We start from the raw sequence: 13,415 nt of genomic DNA on the forward strand, positions 1-13,415 counted from the left end.
GGTCCTTCCGGCTCAGGCGGTGGCGTAGCGGTTGGCGGGGCGGGTCAGGCCCAGCAGGCCGCGCAGGGTGTCGGCCCCGTAGGCGGTGCGGAAGGCGCCGCGGCGCTGGAGTTCGGGGACGAGGCCCTGGGTGACGGCGGGCAGATCGTGTCCGGCGACGGCGGGCCGCAGCCGGAAGCCGCTCAGTCCGGCCTCCGCGAACTCCTGAAGCAGATCGGCGAGTTGGGCGGGCGTACCGGCGAAGATGCGTGCGTCACTGGTGTACGGCTCTCCCGCGAGGGCGTCGAGGCGTCCGCGTCGGTCCTCCGCGGCGCTCTGCTCGTCGTCCAGGAAGACGACCAAGTCACCGAAGACGTGCAGGAGTTCACCCGCTCGCCCGGCCGCCTCCTGCTCGGCGCGGATCTCGGCGACGATCGCGCGGGCCTGCTCGGTGTCGTGCGGGGTGACGTAGCCGACGTCGGCCTGGCGGGCCACCAGCCGGTACGGGACGGTCTGGTGGGCGAGGGAGGTGACGAGGGGCTGGCCCTGCGGCGGGCGCGGGGTGATGGAGGGACCCTTGACGCTGAAGTGCCGGCCCTCGAAGTCGATGTAGTGCAGCTTGTCGCGGTCGACGAAGCGGCCGGTGGCCACGTCACGGATCTCGGCGTCGTCCTCCCAGCTGTCCCAGAGCCGGCGCACGACCTCGACGTGGTCGGCGGCCTCGTCGAAGTGCTCGGTGAGCCGTTCCTGCCCGGCCGGGCTCTGGAGTTCCGCCAGGTCGATCGGCGGGAAGGTGCGGCGGCCGAAGTGGTCGGCCTCGTGCGGGCGGGCGGAGATCTGTACGCGCAGGCCCGCGCGGCCGGTGCTCACGTAGTCGAGGGTGGCGATCGCCTTGGAGATGTGGAACGGCTCCGTGTGGGTGGTGATCACGGTCGGCACGAGGCCTATGTGCCGGGTCAGGGGCGCGATGCGCGACGCGATCAGTACGGCGTCCAGGCGGCCGCGGACCTGGTCGGTGCGGCCGTCCAACTCACCGTAGTGCGAGGACTGCAGGCCCAGCCCGTCCTCGAGGGTGACGAAGTCGAGCAGACCGCGCTCGGCCTCGGCGACCTGGTCGGCCCAGTGTCCGGCGGTGAACAGGTCTCGGGGGCGGGCGACTTGCTCGCGCCAGGAGGCGGGGTGCCAGCCGGTGCCGTCGAGGGCGACGGCAAGGTGCAGATGGGAAGCGGGAGTTGAGGACACGGGGGTGCCTTCCTGGAGGTCCGTACGAGATCGCCGGCCCGCGGAGGTGGGCGAACGGCGGCGGAGGAGCGCAGCGAATGGGGGTCCCCCCGGCCGAAGGCTGGGGGAGGGTCAGGAGCAACAGAGGGCGCCGGCCACGCGCTGAAGGTCGATATGGGGCCGGGAGTGGAGGCGGACAGCGCGGAGGACACGTGTCACGGGTCCCACCTCCGTCCGCTCGATCGCCTTCGACAAGGACAACGGCACGGCTATGCCGTTTCTTCCAGGACGGCGGCCGCGGTCGGCCGTACGAGCGAGACGACCGTATGGCGGCGCAGGGTGAAGCCGATCGACTCGTACAGCCGGATCGCGTTCGCGTTGGTGGCCCTGGCGTGCAGGAACGGCTGCTCGCCGCGCTCCTTGATGCCTGCTGCGACGGCGCGGACCAGGCGGGTGGCCAGGCCCCGGCCCCGGTGGTCCGGGTCGGTGCACACCGCGCTGATCTCGGTCCAGCCGGGTGGGTGGAGGCGCTCGCCGGCCAGGGCGATCAGGCGGCCGTGGTGGCGGATGCCGAGGTAGGTGCCCATCTGGACGGTGCGGGGCAGGTAGGGGCCGGGTTCGGTGCGGGCGACGAGGTCGAGGATCTCGGGCACGTCGTCGGGTCCGAGCCGTACGGCCTCGGGGTCGGGCTCCGCGTGCAGCCCGGTGTCGACGAGCTGGACGCCCTGGCCGGTACGGAGGACCTCCCAGCCGGCCGGGGCCCGGGTCACGCCGCGCACGGATGCGGTGCCGTCCGGGCCGACGAGGGCGGCCAGATCGGCCCACGCGCGCGGGTCGCCGAGGTCGGAGACCGCACAGAAGGGCGCCACGTCGGCCGGGTACCGGGCGGCACGGCCGACACGTTCGGCGAAGTGGGCGTGCGGGCCGTTGAGTGCGGCCCAGGCGGGGTTGTCCAGGATGTGGGAGGAGGTGGCTTCGATGCTGACGGTGGACATCGGGAGGCGGCTCCGGTGCTGATGGCACGGGGTGGGGACCCCGCCGTGAGGTGACGGCGGGGTCCCCGGTCGGGGGCTGTCAGGAGTTGTCGAGCGGCAGGCCGGGCGGGTTGACCTCGGACTTGGCCACGGACTCGTTGGAGAGGTTCCAGGCCGTCAGCCACTTCGCGTACTGGCCGTTCTTGATCAGGTAGTTGATCGCGTCGGCGACCGGCTTGGCCAGGCCGCTGTCCTTCTTGGCGGTGGCCGCGATCAGGCCCTGCAGCGAGGCGCCGGCACCCGAGTAAGTGCCCGCGTTGCGCGTCGGGTTGGGCGTGTTCGCCGACTGGGTGATGTGGTAGGCGATGCCAGGGTTGGGGCCGAAGAAGGCATCGATCTTGCCGCTGTTGAGGGCCAGGTAGGTGCCGTTGCGGTCCGGGTAGTACTTGACGGTGAGCTTCTTGCCCTCGCTCTCCAGCGTCTTCTTCCACTCCAGGAGGATCTTCTCCTGGTTGGTGCCTGCGCCCACGGAGACCGTCTTGCCCGCGAGGTTCTCGTAGTTGCCGTCGAAGTTCCACTTGCTGGACTTGAGCACCTCGAAGCCGAGGTTGTCCTTGCGGTAGGAGGCGAACTCGTACTTCTTCTTGCGCTCCTCGGTGTCGGTGACGTTCGAGAACGCCACGTTCACCTTGCCGCTGTCGATGCCGACGAAGAGGTTCTCCCAGGTGAAGTTCTTCAGCTCGGGCTTCAGGCCGAGCACGGCGGCGACCAGGCGGCCGAAGTCGGGCTCGGCACCGGTCAGGGTCTTCTGGTCGCTGCCGACGTAGGCCAGCGGCGCGAAACCGGACGGCAGGGCGCCGATGCCGATCACCAGCTTGCCGCTGCTCTTCACGGACTTGGGCAGTTCGGCACTGATCGACTTCACCTCGGAGACCTTGAGGGTGGTCTCCTTGGCGGCACCGTTCGAGAGCTGCCCGACGGTCAGGCTCCCGGCGGCGTCGGAGGTCTTGGTGGCGGCGTCGCTGTCACCACCGCAGGCGGCGAGCCCGGTGGCGAGGGTGGCGACGGCGGTCGCCGCGGTGATGCCGCGTATCAGGCTGCGTCGGGTGAAGTGGGTAGACATGGCCGTTCCTTGTCGCTGGAGAAGGTGATGAGGGGCGTGGCGTGGGGGGAGGTCGTGGGGCGCTGCGGGACCGCAGCGGGGCGGGTCAGAGGACCTTGCTCAGGAAGTCCCTGGTCCGCTCGTGCCGGGGCTTGTCGAGGACCTCGGAGGGCGGGCCCTGCTCGACGATCTTTCCGCCGTCGATGAAGACGACCCGGTCGGCGATCTCGCGGGCGAAGCCGATCTCGTGGGTGACGATGACGAGGGTGGTGCCGCTGGTCGCCAAGTCCTTGATGACGGCGAGGACTTCGCCGACGAGTTCGGGGTCGAGGGCGGAGGTCGGCTCGTCGAAGAGGATGACGCCGGGGCGCAGGGCGAGCGCGCGGGCGATGGCCACGCGCTGCTGCTGGCCGCCGGAGAGCTGTCGCGGATAGGCGCCGGTCTTGTCGGCGAGACCGACCCGGACTAGCAACTCGCGGGCGAGCTCCTGGGCTTCGGGCTTGCTGAGCCTGCCGGTGGCGACGGGGGCGGCGGCCACGTTGTCCAGGACCGTCAGGTGCGGGAAGAGGTTGAAGTTCTGGAAGACGAAGCCGATCCGGCCGCGCTGGGTCAGGATGGCCCGCTCGCTCAGTTCCTTCAGCCGCTCGCCGTGCCGCTTCACGCCGATCAGCTCGCCGTTGATGCTGACGTGGCCGATCTCCGGCTTCTCCAGGTGGTTGATGACCCGCAGCAGGGTGGACTTGCCGGAGCCGGACGGGCCGAGGATCACGGTCACCTCGCCCGGACGCACCGTCAGGTCGACGCCGTTCAGCACCCGGTGGGCGCCGTACCACTTGTGCACGTCGTGCACCTCGACGGTGGCGGCCTCGACGTCCGCCAGGGGCTCGAGAGTCTTCGCGGTCATACGGCGGCCTCCCGGCGGATGCGGGCCCGCAGGTCGGCGAGACCGGTGCGGAGCTTCTGCAGCGGCGTCGGCGGCAGGGTGCGGGTGGCGCCCCGGGCGAAGTACCGCTCGACGTAGAACTGGATGACGGAGACGACGCTCGTCAGGATCAGGTACCAGACGGTGGCGACCAGCAGCAGCGGCACGATGTCGCCGGGGTAGGTGGCGCCCATGGACTGCGCGGTGCCGAAGAGGTCGAGCAGCGAGACGTAGAACACCAGCGAGGTGCTCTTGATCAGGCCGATCAGCTGGTTGACGTAGTTCGGAGTGATCGACCTCAGCGCCTGCGGGAAGACGATCTTCGTGAACTGGTAGCTCTTCGGCAGCCCGAGGGCCGACGCGGCCTCGTGCTGGCCCTGGTCGACGGAGAGGATGCCGCCGCGTACGACTTCGGCGGCGTATGCAGCCTCGTTGAGGCTGAGGCCGATGACGGCGATGACCATGTCGGTGGCGAGCTTCGACTCGTCGAAGGAGAAGAAGGCAGGCCCGAAGGGGACGCCGACGCTCAACGTCTTGTACAGGGCGCTGAAGTTGTAGAGAAAGAGCAGCAGCACGATCAGCGGGATGGAGCGCAGCGCCCAGATGTACGTCCAGCTGACGGCGCGCAGCACCGGGCTCTTCGACAGCCGGGCCAGGGCGAGGACGATGCCGCCCAGGAGGCCCAACACGGCGCTGTAGGCGGTCACTTCGAGGGTGATGAGCAGGCCGTCGACGATGTTCGGCCGCAGGATCCAGTACCCGAAGCGGTCCCACTGGTAGAAGGGGTTGGTCGTCAGGCCGTGCACGAACTGGGCCACGAGGACCAGAACGAGGGCGGTGGCGATCCAGCGCCCCGGCCTGCGCAGGGGCAGAACTCGCTGTGCAGCGAGGGGCTTTGACGGGGCGTCGGCGGGCGGCGCCTCGGGGGCGGTGACGGTGAGGCCTGGGGGTTCACTCATGGTGGGCTCCGGCTGAGTCGGTCACCCCGGACCGCGAAGACCGCACGCCACGGCAGGACGCAGCGCACTGGAATGCACGGGACCGGGGGCTGGGCGGACGACGACACGCCGTGCGGGCGGGTGTTCGTCGGGGTGCGGAGGCTGAGGGGAGGTGTCAGCCCCGGCAGCGGGCACAGCCCGGTGCGGTACACAGTGCGCTGTTCACGCGGAGCAGATCGACGGCGCGGTTGGCGGCGAACAGGTTCAGCAGGTTCGCGTACGGCTGTACGCAGCCCTGAGGGCGGCGTGCGGCCGTCCTGGGAGCTGCGTACATGGCGTCACCGTCACTGTTCTGGCCCGTGGGCCTCGCGCTTACCGAAACGTCATCCGGTCCGGTCGTCACCTGGGGCACCCCACCGCGGAGCGAGGGTTGCCGGTCAGCTAGCCAGGGCTTGTCGCTGACGCTCATGACCGTTCTGAGCCGTAATTAAGACAACTGGCCGAACGGATGTCAACGCCGGTCCACTGTGTGGAACGACTCAGGACCTGTTGACCTGCGGTCCGGCCCCGTTTCCGTCGGACGCATGGGCCGCCCAGTCCAGGATCTGGACAGCGGCTCCGGCGGCTTCCAGGCCCTGACAACGGGCGTGGTGGCGCCGGGCGATGCCGTCCAGGTCGAGATGCCTGCCGAAGGCCGGATGGGCGGCCAGGCGGCGGGCGTAGGCCCACAGCACGGGATGGCCGGCGATGCGCTGCACCGCGCCGGCGTCCAGGTGGTTGCGGTGCACGGTGTCGAGTTGGACCAGTGCGACCCACAACTCCACGTCCGCGGCGGTGACTTCGTCGCGGATCATGTACGTGCGTCCGACCAGCCACCGCTCCAGCGCGCCCAGCGTCTCGAGCAGTGTCTCGAGCGCCGCCGCGCGCTCCGACTGCTCGCCGCCGGCCGATCCGGCGCTCTGCGCGGCCTGTTCGATGCCCTGCGCGCACATCCGCTCCACGGCCTCGATCTCCGACTCCGCGCCGCACGGGTACGGCGAGGGGCGGTCACCGCCGAAGCGGCGGGCGAGGTCGCGCATGATGTCCGGGGCATGCGTGCTGACGATGCGTCCGGACCAGTCGTCGCTGAGCACCGGCGCGACCGCCGGACCGGAGTACCGGTGGGCGCTTGCCTCGTACAGCGGCCGCAGGGCCGAGTGGCCGCCCTCGGGGCAGTCGGGGACGGCGGGCAGGACGGTCGCCGGGCAGACGGTGTCCAGTCCCAGCAGGCTGTGGGTGACGGCGATGCGCAGGCCGTCGGGACACGCGGTGGACAGATGGAGTCGGTAGCGGCCGGGTACGGCGTAGTGGCCGCTGCGCGCGTCCCTGCCGATGCGGCCGCGGAAGGCGGGCGCGGGCCGGTCGGACGCGTGTGCGGCCAGCGGTGTGACGGTCATGACTCTCCCCGGGAGCGGGCGCGGACGTACGCGCGGCGGAAGCGACGTCGGGCGAGGGAGCAGGGCTCACCCGTGCGCGCGGTGGGGACGGCACCCCCAGGGGACGCCGTCGGCGCGGGATGGGCGCGGCTCAGCCCTGGCGCCGGATCGCACTGCAGACGCGCTGCAGGTCGATGTGACGGCGGGAGGTGAGAAGGAGAGGCGAACGGCTCACTCGGACGGTGACCGGTGCCAGGCGCCTCATGTTTCCCTACCTATTCACTAGGATTCCCCTCTGGAGTGTCGATCGAGGTGGAGGCCACGTCAAGAGGACCGTCCCGCATCGCGGACAGTCCGCCGGACACCGGCCTCACGGCGGCCGTTCGGACACCGGCATCCCGGACCCCAGCCGCCACATCGTTCCCGGTGCAACCATTCGCGGTCGGAGGCTGTCTGTTGTTGAGGAACTCGCGTTCCCCCGCAGTTCGTCCGTCCGATGCCGATGCTTCACCTCCGAGGACCCCCATGCCCCAGAGCTCTACCGGCCTTCGTCCGCTCCGACAGACCGCCGGTGTCCTCGGTGCCGTCGCCTTGATGGCGCTGGGCGCCGCGCCGGCAGTCGCCGACGACGACACCGGAGCCGTGCTGACTCTGAGCAACATCGCGCCGATCGAGGGGGTGAAGCCGGGCAGCACCTTCGACGTGCCGGCCAGTTTCACCAACAGCGGCACCGGCTCGCTCGACAAGGTCTACCTGTCGTACTCGGTCACCCGCGGCCTGAGCCACACCGAGCTGCCCGCCAACTGCCTTCGCTACGAGGTCGGTTCCTTCGACGAGGCGCCCAGCAAGTCGTACGCGGTCTGCGAGTTCGACCAGACCGTCGAACCCGGCGCCGTCTACGCACCCGAGAAGGCCCTGACGCTGAAGGCGCTCGACCGCGCGCTGTACGACAGGCTTCGGGTGGTCGTCGAGACCACCGACCCCGCCCCCACGGACGGCGCCTCCGAGCCCGTCCGCGGAACCGGCCCCGCGGTCAAACTGGTCAAGCAGCCCGACGCCACCCCGGCCGAACCCGGCTACAGCCAGCACCCCGACTGGGACGCGGTCGACGTCAAGGTCACCGCGGAGAACACGGCCGACTTCCAGGTGACGGGAGCCGACCTGAAGGGCAAGGTCGGGGACACGGTCCCGGTGACGGTGAAGTTCACCAATGCCGGACCGGCCTGGGTACTGCGGGACGGGGACATCCCGGTGACCAAGGTCAGGATCAGGGTGCCCGCCGGCACGACGGTGACCAAGGGGTTCGACTACTGCCACAAGCTCGCCACCGGAAGCTACGAGTGCGGCACCGCCCAGTCCTGGGCGGACGAGGGCGACGTGGAGTCGTACACCTTCAAACTGAGGATCGACAAGGCGGTGTCGGGGGCCAAGGGCTCGGTGAGCCTCGCCGGTGCCGCCCGTCCGTTCGACACCGACAAGGCCAACGACACGGCCGCCATCACGCTCGACGTCGCCGGCAGCGGCGGCTCGACGGGCGGCTCCGGCTCGTCGGGCGGGTCCGGCACCTCGGGCGGTGACGGTTCGACATCTTCGACCGGCGGCTCGGGCTCCACGGGCGGCACCTCCACCGGGGGCGACTCGTCGACGGGCGGCACCTCCGCCCAGTCCGCCTCCGGCAGTGGTGACTTGGCGAGCACCGGCTCCGGCTCGGTCCTGCCCGTCGCGGGCGCGGCGACCGCGGCCGTGGGCATCGGCGCGGGCGCGGTCCTGGTGGCCCGCCGCCGCCGCGCCGCCCGGCGGTAACCCGCCGCTCGTACGACGGCAGAGGTCGGCCGGGGACGACAACTCCCCCGGCTGGCCTTTGCGTTGGCGTCAGCTCGTGCTCACGCCCACGGTCAGCGTGGCCGCGTAGCCGTCGGAGACGCTGTCGCCGAGGGCGGTCACGGTCAGCAGACCGGAGGAGGCGCCGCCGCCGTCGTAGATGGTGTCGTCGTCGAGTGAGGTCTCCTTCGTGGTGTTGTCCGAGTAGGGCGAGATGGCCTGGATCTCCTCGTTGATGTCCGGGTCGAAGAACAGCTGCCCGGTGTGGATGATCTCGCCGCCGGTGTACGAGTCGTCGGTGAGCGTCACGTCCGTGTGGACCCGCATGTGCACAGGGACCGCGCGGGAGACGTAGTGGCCGGGCCAGATGGAGATCAGGCCGACCTGGCCGTTGGAGTCGGTCATCTGCCCGCCGCGCAGGAAGGTGCCGTCGTCCTCCTCGGTGTGCCCGTTGCCGCCGACGAACCCGGAGTACTCGCCGAGCGCGTCGCAGTGCCAGATCTCGACGAGCGCGTCGGCCAACGGGGCGCAGTCATTGGCCTGGTCGACGACGGTGAAGGTGTACCGCACCTCCACGCCCTCCTTGCCCTCCCGGACGTCCTCACGGACCAGGGCGCCTTCGAGGGAGTAAGGACCTTCGGTGACCTCGGCGTTGAGGGTGCACACGCCGCTGCTCGTGGTCGAGGAGGCGGCTGCCTGGGCGCGGGTCGGCCGGGCCTTGGCGGCCGCGGTCGTCTCCGGTGCGGCCGATGCCGAGGCCGCGAGTCCAAGACCTGCGGCCGCGGCCACCGCGCTGCCCGCCGCGATGACATGACGGCGGTTCACGGTGCCGTTGACCTTGCGCTTCGCTTCGTCCTGCCGCTCTGCAGGAAGGTTCTGTGTCATGGACCGGGGAACCTAGGAACGGCGCCTGTCAGGGGTATGGCTCCGGGCTGTCATTTCCATAAGCGTTCCCAGCCAACTGTCGACAGGATAGCGACTATCAACGTCTTCACACCCCTTGACCAAGCAATAGTGCCGACACTAGGAAGGAGGTCGGGCCGCGCCGCGGTCTCGTACGACTTGCTCGTACGACTGCCTCGAGAAGGGGGTCCAGGTGACCGGCAGGCTCTGCGGGAAGGTCGCACTCGTCACCGGCGCGGGTGCCGGGATCGGCCAGGGGTGCGCGCTGCTCTTCGCCGAGCAGGGTGCGACCGTCGTCGGCTGCGACATCGACCCGGCCGCGGCCGAACGCACGCGAAAGGCCGCCGCCGACCGGGGGTTGGCGCTGGAGGTCCTCGCACCCCTCGACATGACCGTCCCCGCCGACGCCCGGCGCTTCGCGGACGAGCCGTACGAACGTCACGGCCGGGTCGACGTCCTGGTCACCGCCGGCGCGATCGCGCCGCACATGGCGACCGCCGCCGACATGGACTTCGATGCGCAGTGGACGCCGACGCTGCGCGGCGAGATCGACGTCGTCTTCCTGCCCGTACGGGCGGTGTGGCCGCATATGGAGGCCGCCGGGGGCGGCTCGATCGTCAACTTCGCCTCGGTGAACGCCTTTCGGGGCAGCGGGACGTTCGGGATGGTCGCGCACTGCGCGGGCAAGTCGGCCGTGCTCGGGCTGACCCGCCAACTCGCCGTGGAGGGAGGCCCGTTGGGCATCCGGGCCAACACGATCTCCCCCGGCATGGTGCGCACACCCGCCACCGAGTCCGTGGGCGCGCACCAAGGCGCCGCCCAGGAAGCGCTGTTGGCCCGGATCCCGCTGGGCCGGGTCGGGACGCCGCAGGACATCGGCTGGTGCGCGGTGTACCTGGCGTCGGAGGAGTCGGCGTGGGTGACGGGCGGCAACTTCCCGGTGGACGGAGGGGTGCTCGCCAAGTGACGTGTCCCTTGAGGCGTCAAGCCACCCGTATTCAGGAGGCGTTACGAAGCCGTACGGCGCCGGCGCGCGGGCTTGCGGCCGCGGCCCTCGGCGTCCTGCTCCAGCTGTTCCTCCACCGCGCGCTGCGCCCGCACCGTCGCCCCCGCGATCAGCGCGGAGGCGAGTTCGCCGTCGCGCTCCTCGACGGCCTGCAGCAGCCGTTCCTGGTCGTCGATGCTGTAGGCGAGGCGGCCCGCCCGGGTCAGGCTCAGGTGCCGCAGCATCAGGGTGCGCAGGGCGAGCGAGTCGAGGATCTGCTTGAGCGTGGCGTTGCCGACGATCTCGGTCATCCGCTCCTGGAGCAGCACATGGCTCCAGAAGTAGGCGTCCACGTCTCCGTCGTCGGCCAGCTTCCGCATCCGCTCGACCCGGGTGCGCAGTTCGGCGAGCTCCTCCTCGCCGGCCCGCTCGACCAGCAGGCCCGCGAGCATCGACAGCAGCTGCTTGCGCACCTGGTAGATGTCCCGGATGTCCTGCAGGGAGGGCGCGGCGACCCGGGGCCGACGGCGCGCCTTCATCTCGACCAGGCCCTCCTGCTCGAGGAGCATCAGCGCCTCGCGCACGGGCGTACGGCTGGTGTCGAACCGGCGTGACAGATCGACGCTGTTGAGGTCCTGCCCGGGCTCCAGCCGCCCCTCGATGATGCCGGCGCCGACCCACTCGGCGATCTGCGCGACCAGCGGCTCGCGCCGGTCCCGCAGCCGCAGGAGGCGCTCCAGCACCAGGTGCGTGTCCTGATCGGTCATGCGGCTTTTCTCCCTGCCTGGTCCCGACTCACAGCCGACGCAACGGTGTCGACACTATCTCACCCTGTCGGGCTTCTGTACCTGGGCACCCTGCTTCCTGTCGACAGACAGCACCATTTAATGGAGGAATCATGAAGCGAGTCCGAACCAGACCCGCGGGCCCCACCAGACGTGCCGTGGTCGGCGGCGCCGCGCTGGCCGCCCTCGCCGCGACCGGCGGCACCGCTCAGGCTGCCGGGACGACTCCGGCGGAACCGTGGGCGCCCGTGCCGGTCCCGGAGCAGGTGCCGGTCACCGAATCCCTGATTCCCGTCTCCGGCGGCGGCAGCCTGTGGTGCTGGGACACCGGCGGCGACGGGGAGGCCGTGGTCCTCCTGCACCCCGGCTCCGGCAGCGGCGAGAGCTGGCCGTACCAGCAGCCGGTGCTGGCCGCGGCCGGCTTCCGCGTGGTGGGCTACTCGCGGCGCGGTGCCTACAAGTCGGTGGCGGGCACCAAGGTGGAGGCCGACACCGCCTCCGGGGACCTGAACACCCTCGCCGACCATCTGGGCCTGGACCGCTTCCATCTGTCCGGCTCGGCGGCGGGCGGCCCGGTGGCGCTCGACTACGCGCTCTCGCACGAGGACCGGCTGCGCAGCCTCACCGTCTCGGGCAGCGTCATGGGCATCATGGACACGGAGTACCAGGAACTGACCGCGGCGCTCCAGCCCGACCCGTTCGGCGACATGCCGGTCGACTTCAAGGAGTTGGGCCCGTCCTACCGCGGCGGCGACCGGGACGGCGTCGCGGCCTGGCTGGAGATCAACGCCCGGGCCCGCACCTCCGACGCCTTCGCACAGTCCCTCGCGCACACGATCACCTGGTCGTCCCTGGAGAGCCTGACGCTCCCCGTCCAACTCATCACCGGCGATGCCGACTTGTACAGCCCGCCATCCCTGATGCGCCTCAACGCCGGGCATTTGCAGGACGTAGGCACCCATGTCGTCCGCGAGGCGGGCCACAACCCGCACTGGGAACAGCCGGCCGCATGGAACGGCCTGCTGATCGAATTCCTCAGGCGGCACCGGGGCGGCCGTTCCTAGGATCTGTCCGGTCCTGTCAGAGCGGGCTGTTGGAATGTGACGGTGACTCAGACGCCTTCCTTCGAGGAACTCCTGTCCCTGATCGAGGACCGCTCCACCGCACTGGGCAAAGCCGCGGCCGCCGCTACCGAACTCGATGTACGCGTCCCCAGCTGCCCGGACTGGTCGCTGCGGAATCTGATCACGCACCTCACCGGGGTGCAGCACTTCTGGGCCGCCGCCGTGGCGGCCGGGCCGAGCGAGCAGCCGCCCACGGTCGCCGAGCCCCCGACGGAACTGCCCGCGGCGACCGCAGCCCTGGTCGCCGCGCTGCGCGATTCCGGGCCCGAAGCGCGGTGCTGGACTGGTGGGGTGTGTCCGGGACACCCATGACGGCGGGCGCGGTGGCCCGCCACCAGGTGCACGAGGCCGCCGTCCACGCCTTCGACGCCCAACTCGCCGCCGGCAGCCCGCAGGCAGTCCCCACCGTCGTCGCCCATGACGGCATCGCCGAGTTCATCGACGTGGAACACGGCACCAGCGGCGCCTGGCCGCACACTCCCGCCCGGATCGGCCTGCACACCACCGAGGGACCGTCCTGGCTGCTCGACCTCACCCCGACCGGCGCTCGTCTGCTCGACAGCCCGGCAGAGGTCGGCGAACGCCTGCACGGCCCGGCGAGCGACCTGTTCCTCGCCCCGTACCGCCGCCTCCCCCTGGAACGCCTGCACACCGAGGGCGACCGCACCGTCCTGCGGCGGTTCCTCGACTGGCCGTCGCTGGACTGAGCCGAGGGAGGAGCGCGGCGGGACTCGGGCTTCTAGACGACGTCGAGCGCGACCAGGAAGCGGGACACCATGTTGTACGCCGCCACGGTCGCCGTCAGTTCGACGAGTTCGGGCTCGGTGAAGTCGGCGCGGAGGGCGTCGAAGAGTTCGTCGGGGACGTCGATGTCGCGGGTCATCGCGTCGGTGTAGGCGATGACCCGGCGGCGGCGGTCATCCAAGTCGGGTTTCTCCTGGCGCAGTTCGGCAAGTTCGGCAACGCCGAGTCCGGCGCGCCGTGCGTCGGCTTCGTGTGCCGTCCACTCGTACGGGGCCCGGTTCAGCACGGCGATCCGGAGGATGGCCAACTCCCGGATGTCCGAAGGCAGTTGCAACCGTTGCCGGATGGCACCCAGGAGGCTGTTCCAGCCGTCGGCAAGCTGCGGGCTGTGCAGCAGCATGCGGTCGAGGGGGTGCAGGTCGCCGCCGCGGCGGGCGCGGATGCGTCGGGCGGTCTCGCCGGTGCCGTCGGTGTCGGGGAGCCTTGCCATGCGGGTTCCTCT

The 13,415-nt window shown here is 70.7% G+C and carries 17 protein-coding genes and 1 riboswitch; of the genes, 5 read left to right on the forward strand and 12 right to left on the reverse strand.

The genetic code is table 11. The features are described 5' to 3' along the window. Positions 1-12 precede the first annotated feature (12 nt). The 9 genes from ABZ880_RS07735 to ABZ880_RS07775 all read right to left on the reverse strand — a co-directional run bounded on the left by ABZ880_RS07735 (position 13) and on the right by ABZ880_RS07775 (position 6,816). The gene (locus ABZ880_RS07735; RefSeq protein ID WP_361258516.1) at positions 13-1,221 is read right to left on the reverse strand and encodes an LLM class flavin-dependent oxidoreductase; all 1,209 of its coding nucleotides are present in this window, start codon (positions 1,219-1,221) and stop codon (positions 13-15) included. Positions 1,222-1,332: 111 nt separating this feature from the next. Next, entirely contained in the window at positions 1,333-1,467 is a 135-nt protein-coding gene (locus ABZ880_RS07740) for a putative leader peptide (protein ID WP_361258519.1), read from the reverse strand. A gap of 2 nt (positions 1,468-1,469) precedes the next feature. Further along, positions 1,470-2,195, reverse strand: coding sequence for a GNAT family N-acetyltransferase (locus ABZ880_RS07745; RefSeq protein ID WP_361258522.1), 726 nt, complete (start codon positions 2,193-2,195; stop codon positions 1,470-1,472). 79 nt (positions 2,196-2,274) lie between these two features. After that, positions 2,275-3,297, reverse strand: coding sequence for an ABC transporter substrate-binding protein (locus ABZ880_RS07750; protein ID WP_361258525.1), 1,023 nt, complete (start codon positions 3,295-3,297; stop codon positions 2,275-2,277). A gap of 85 nt (positions 3,298-3,382) precedes the next feature. Further along, positions 3,383-4,180, reverse strand: a complete 798-nt coding sequence (locus ABZ880_RS07755) for an amino acid ABC transporter ATP-binding protein (RefSeq protein WP_361258527.1) — start codon at positions 4,178-4,180, stop codon at positions 3,383-3,385. Beyond that, positions 4,177-5,157 carry an amino acid ABC transporter permease gene (locus ABZ880_RS07760; protein WP_361258530.1) on the reverse strand — a complete coding sequence of 327 codons (981 nt, stop codon included), beginning with the start codon at positions 5,155-5,157 and terminating at the stop codon, positions 4,177-4,179. The genes ABZ880_RS07755 and ABZ880_RS07760 overlap by 4 nt, the downstream gene beginning before the upstream one ends. 154 nt (positions 5,158-5,311) lie before the next feature. Continuing rightward, on the reverse strand, positions 5,312-5,470 hold the full coding sequence (locus ABZ880_RS07765) for a hypothetical protein (RefSeq protein ID WP_361258533.1): 159 nt from the start codon (positions 5,468-5,470) through the stop codon (positions 5,312-5,314). Between the two features lie 29 nt (positions 5,471-5,499). Next, positions 5,500-5,609: riboswitch (SAM riboswitch) on the reverse strand. Between the two features lie 66 nt (positions 5,610-5,675). After that, positions 5,676-6,572 carry a glutathione S-transferase C-terminal domain-containing protein gene (locus tag ABZ880_RS07770; protein ID WP_361258536.1) on the reverse strand — a complete coding sequence of 299 codons (897 nt, stop codon included), beginning with the start codon at positions 6,570-6,572 and terminating at the stop codon, positions 5,676-5,678. A gap of 130 nt (positions 6,573-6,702) precedes the next feature. Next, a complete protein-coding gene (locus tag ABZ880_RS07775; protein WP_361258539.1) occupies positions 6,703-6,816 on the reverse strand; it encodes a putative leader peptide in 114 nt (37 codons plus the stop codon). A 260-nt stretch (positions 6,817-7,076) separates the two neighbouring features. Here ABZ880_RS07775 and ABZ880_RS07780 point away from each other — a divergent pair, with 260 nt between their 5' ends. After that, complete coding sequence (locus ABZ880_RS07780) at positions 7,077-8,354, forward strand: hypothetical protein (protein ID WP_361258542.1); 1,278 nt, start codon at positions 7,077-7,079, stop codon at positions 8,352-8,354. 69 nt (positions 8,355-8,423) lie between these two features. On the opposite strand, the gene ABZ880_RS07785 is transcribed toward ABZ880_RS07780, so the two are convergent. Continuing rightward, positions 8,424-9,257 carry an intradiol ring-cleavage dioxygenase gene (locus tag ABZ880_RS07785; RefSeq protein ID WP_361258545.1) on the reverse strand — a complete coding sequence of 278 codons (834 nt, stop codon included), beginning with the start codon at positions 9,255-9,257 and terminating at the stop codon, positions 8,424-8,426. Between the two features lie 211 nt (positions 9,258-9,468). Here ABZ880_RS07785 and ABZ880_RS07790 point away from each other — a divergent pair, with 211 nt between their 5' ends. Beyond that, positions 9,469-10,242, forward strand: a complete 774-nt coding sequence (locus ABZ880_RS07790; protein ID WP_361258548.1) for an SDR family oxidoreductase — start codon at positions 9,469-9,471, stop codon at positions 10,240-10,242. A 41-nt stretch (positions 10,243-10,283) separates the two neighbouring features. Here the strand turns inward: ABZ880_RS07790 and ABZ880_RS07795 are convergent, their stop codons facing one another. Further along, complete coding sequence (locus ABZ880_RS07795; RefSeq protein WP_361258551.1) at positions 10,284-11,027, reverse strand: GntR family transcriptional regulator; 744 nt, start codon at positions 11,025-11,027, stop codon at positions 10,284-10,286. A 131-nt stretch (positions 11,028-11,158) separates the two neighbouring features. Here ABZ880_RS07795 and ABZ880_RS07800 point away from each other — a divergent pair, with 131 nt between their 5' ends. From ABZ880_RS07800 to ABZ880_RS07810, 3 genes are read left to right on the forward strand one after another with little or no spacing between them, the layout of a single operon-like run. Beyond that, positions 11,159-12,109, forward strand: coding sequence for an alpha/beta hydrolase (locus tag ABZ880_RS07800; protein WP_361258554.1), 951 nt, complete (start codon positions 11,159-11,161; stop codon positions 12,107-12,109). Positions 12,110-12,151: 42 nt separating this feature from the next. Then, positions 12,152-12,481, forward strand: a complete 330-nt coding sequence (locus ABZ880_RS07805) for a maleylpyruvate isomerase N-terminal domain-containing protein (protein ID WP_361258557.1) — start codon at positions 12,152-12,154, stop codon at positions 12,479-12,481. Beyond that, positions 12,463-12,876, forward strand: coding sequence for a hypothetical protein (locus ABZ880_RS07810; protein WP_361258560.1), 414 nt, complete (start codon positions 12,463-12,465; stop codon positions 12,874-12,876). The genes ABZ880_RS07805 and ABZ880_RS07810 overlap by 19 nt, the downstream gene beginning before the upstream one ends. A 32-nt stretch (positions 12,877-12,908) precedes the next feature. On the opposite strand, the gene ABZ880_RS07815 is transcribed toward ABZ880_RS07810, so the two are convergent. Then, positions 12,909-13,403 carry a carboxymuconolactone decarboxylase family protein gene (locus tag ABZ880_RS07815; protein ID WP_361258562.1) on the reverse strand — a complete coding sequence of 165 codons (495 nt, stop codon included), beginning with the start codon at positions 13,401-13,403 and terminating at the stop codon, positions 12,909-12,911. Between the last annotated feature and the right edge of the window lie 12 nt (positions 13,404-13,415).

It is taken from the genome of Streptomyces sp. NPDC047043 (genome assembly GCF_040644055.1).
GTDB lineage: Bacteria > Actinomycetota > Actinomycetes > Streptomycetales > Streptomycetaceae > Streptomyces.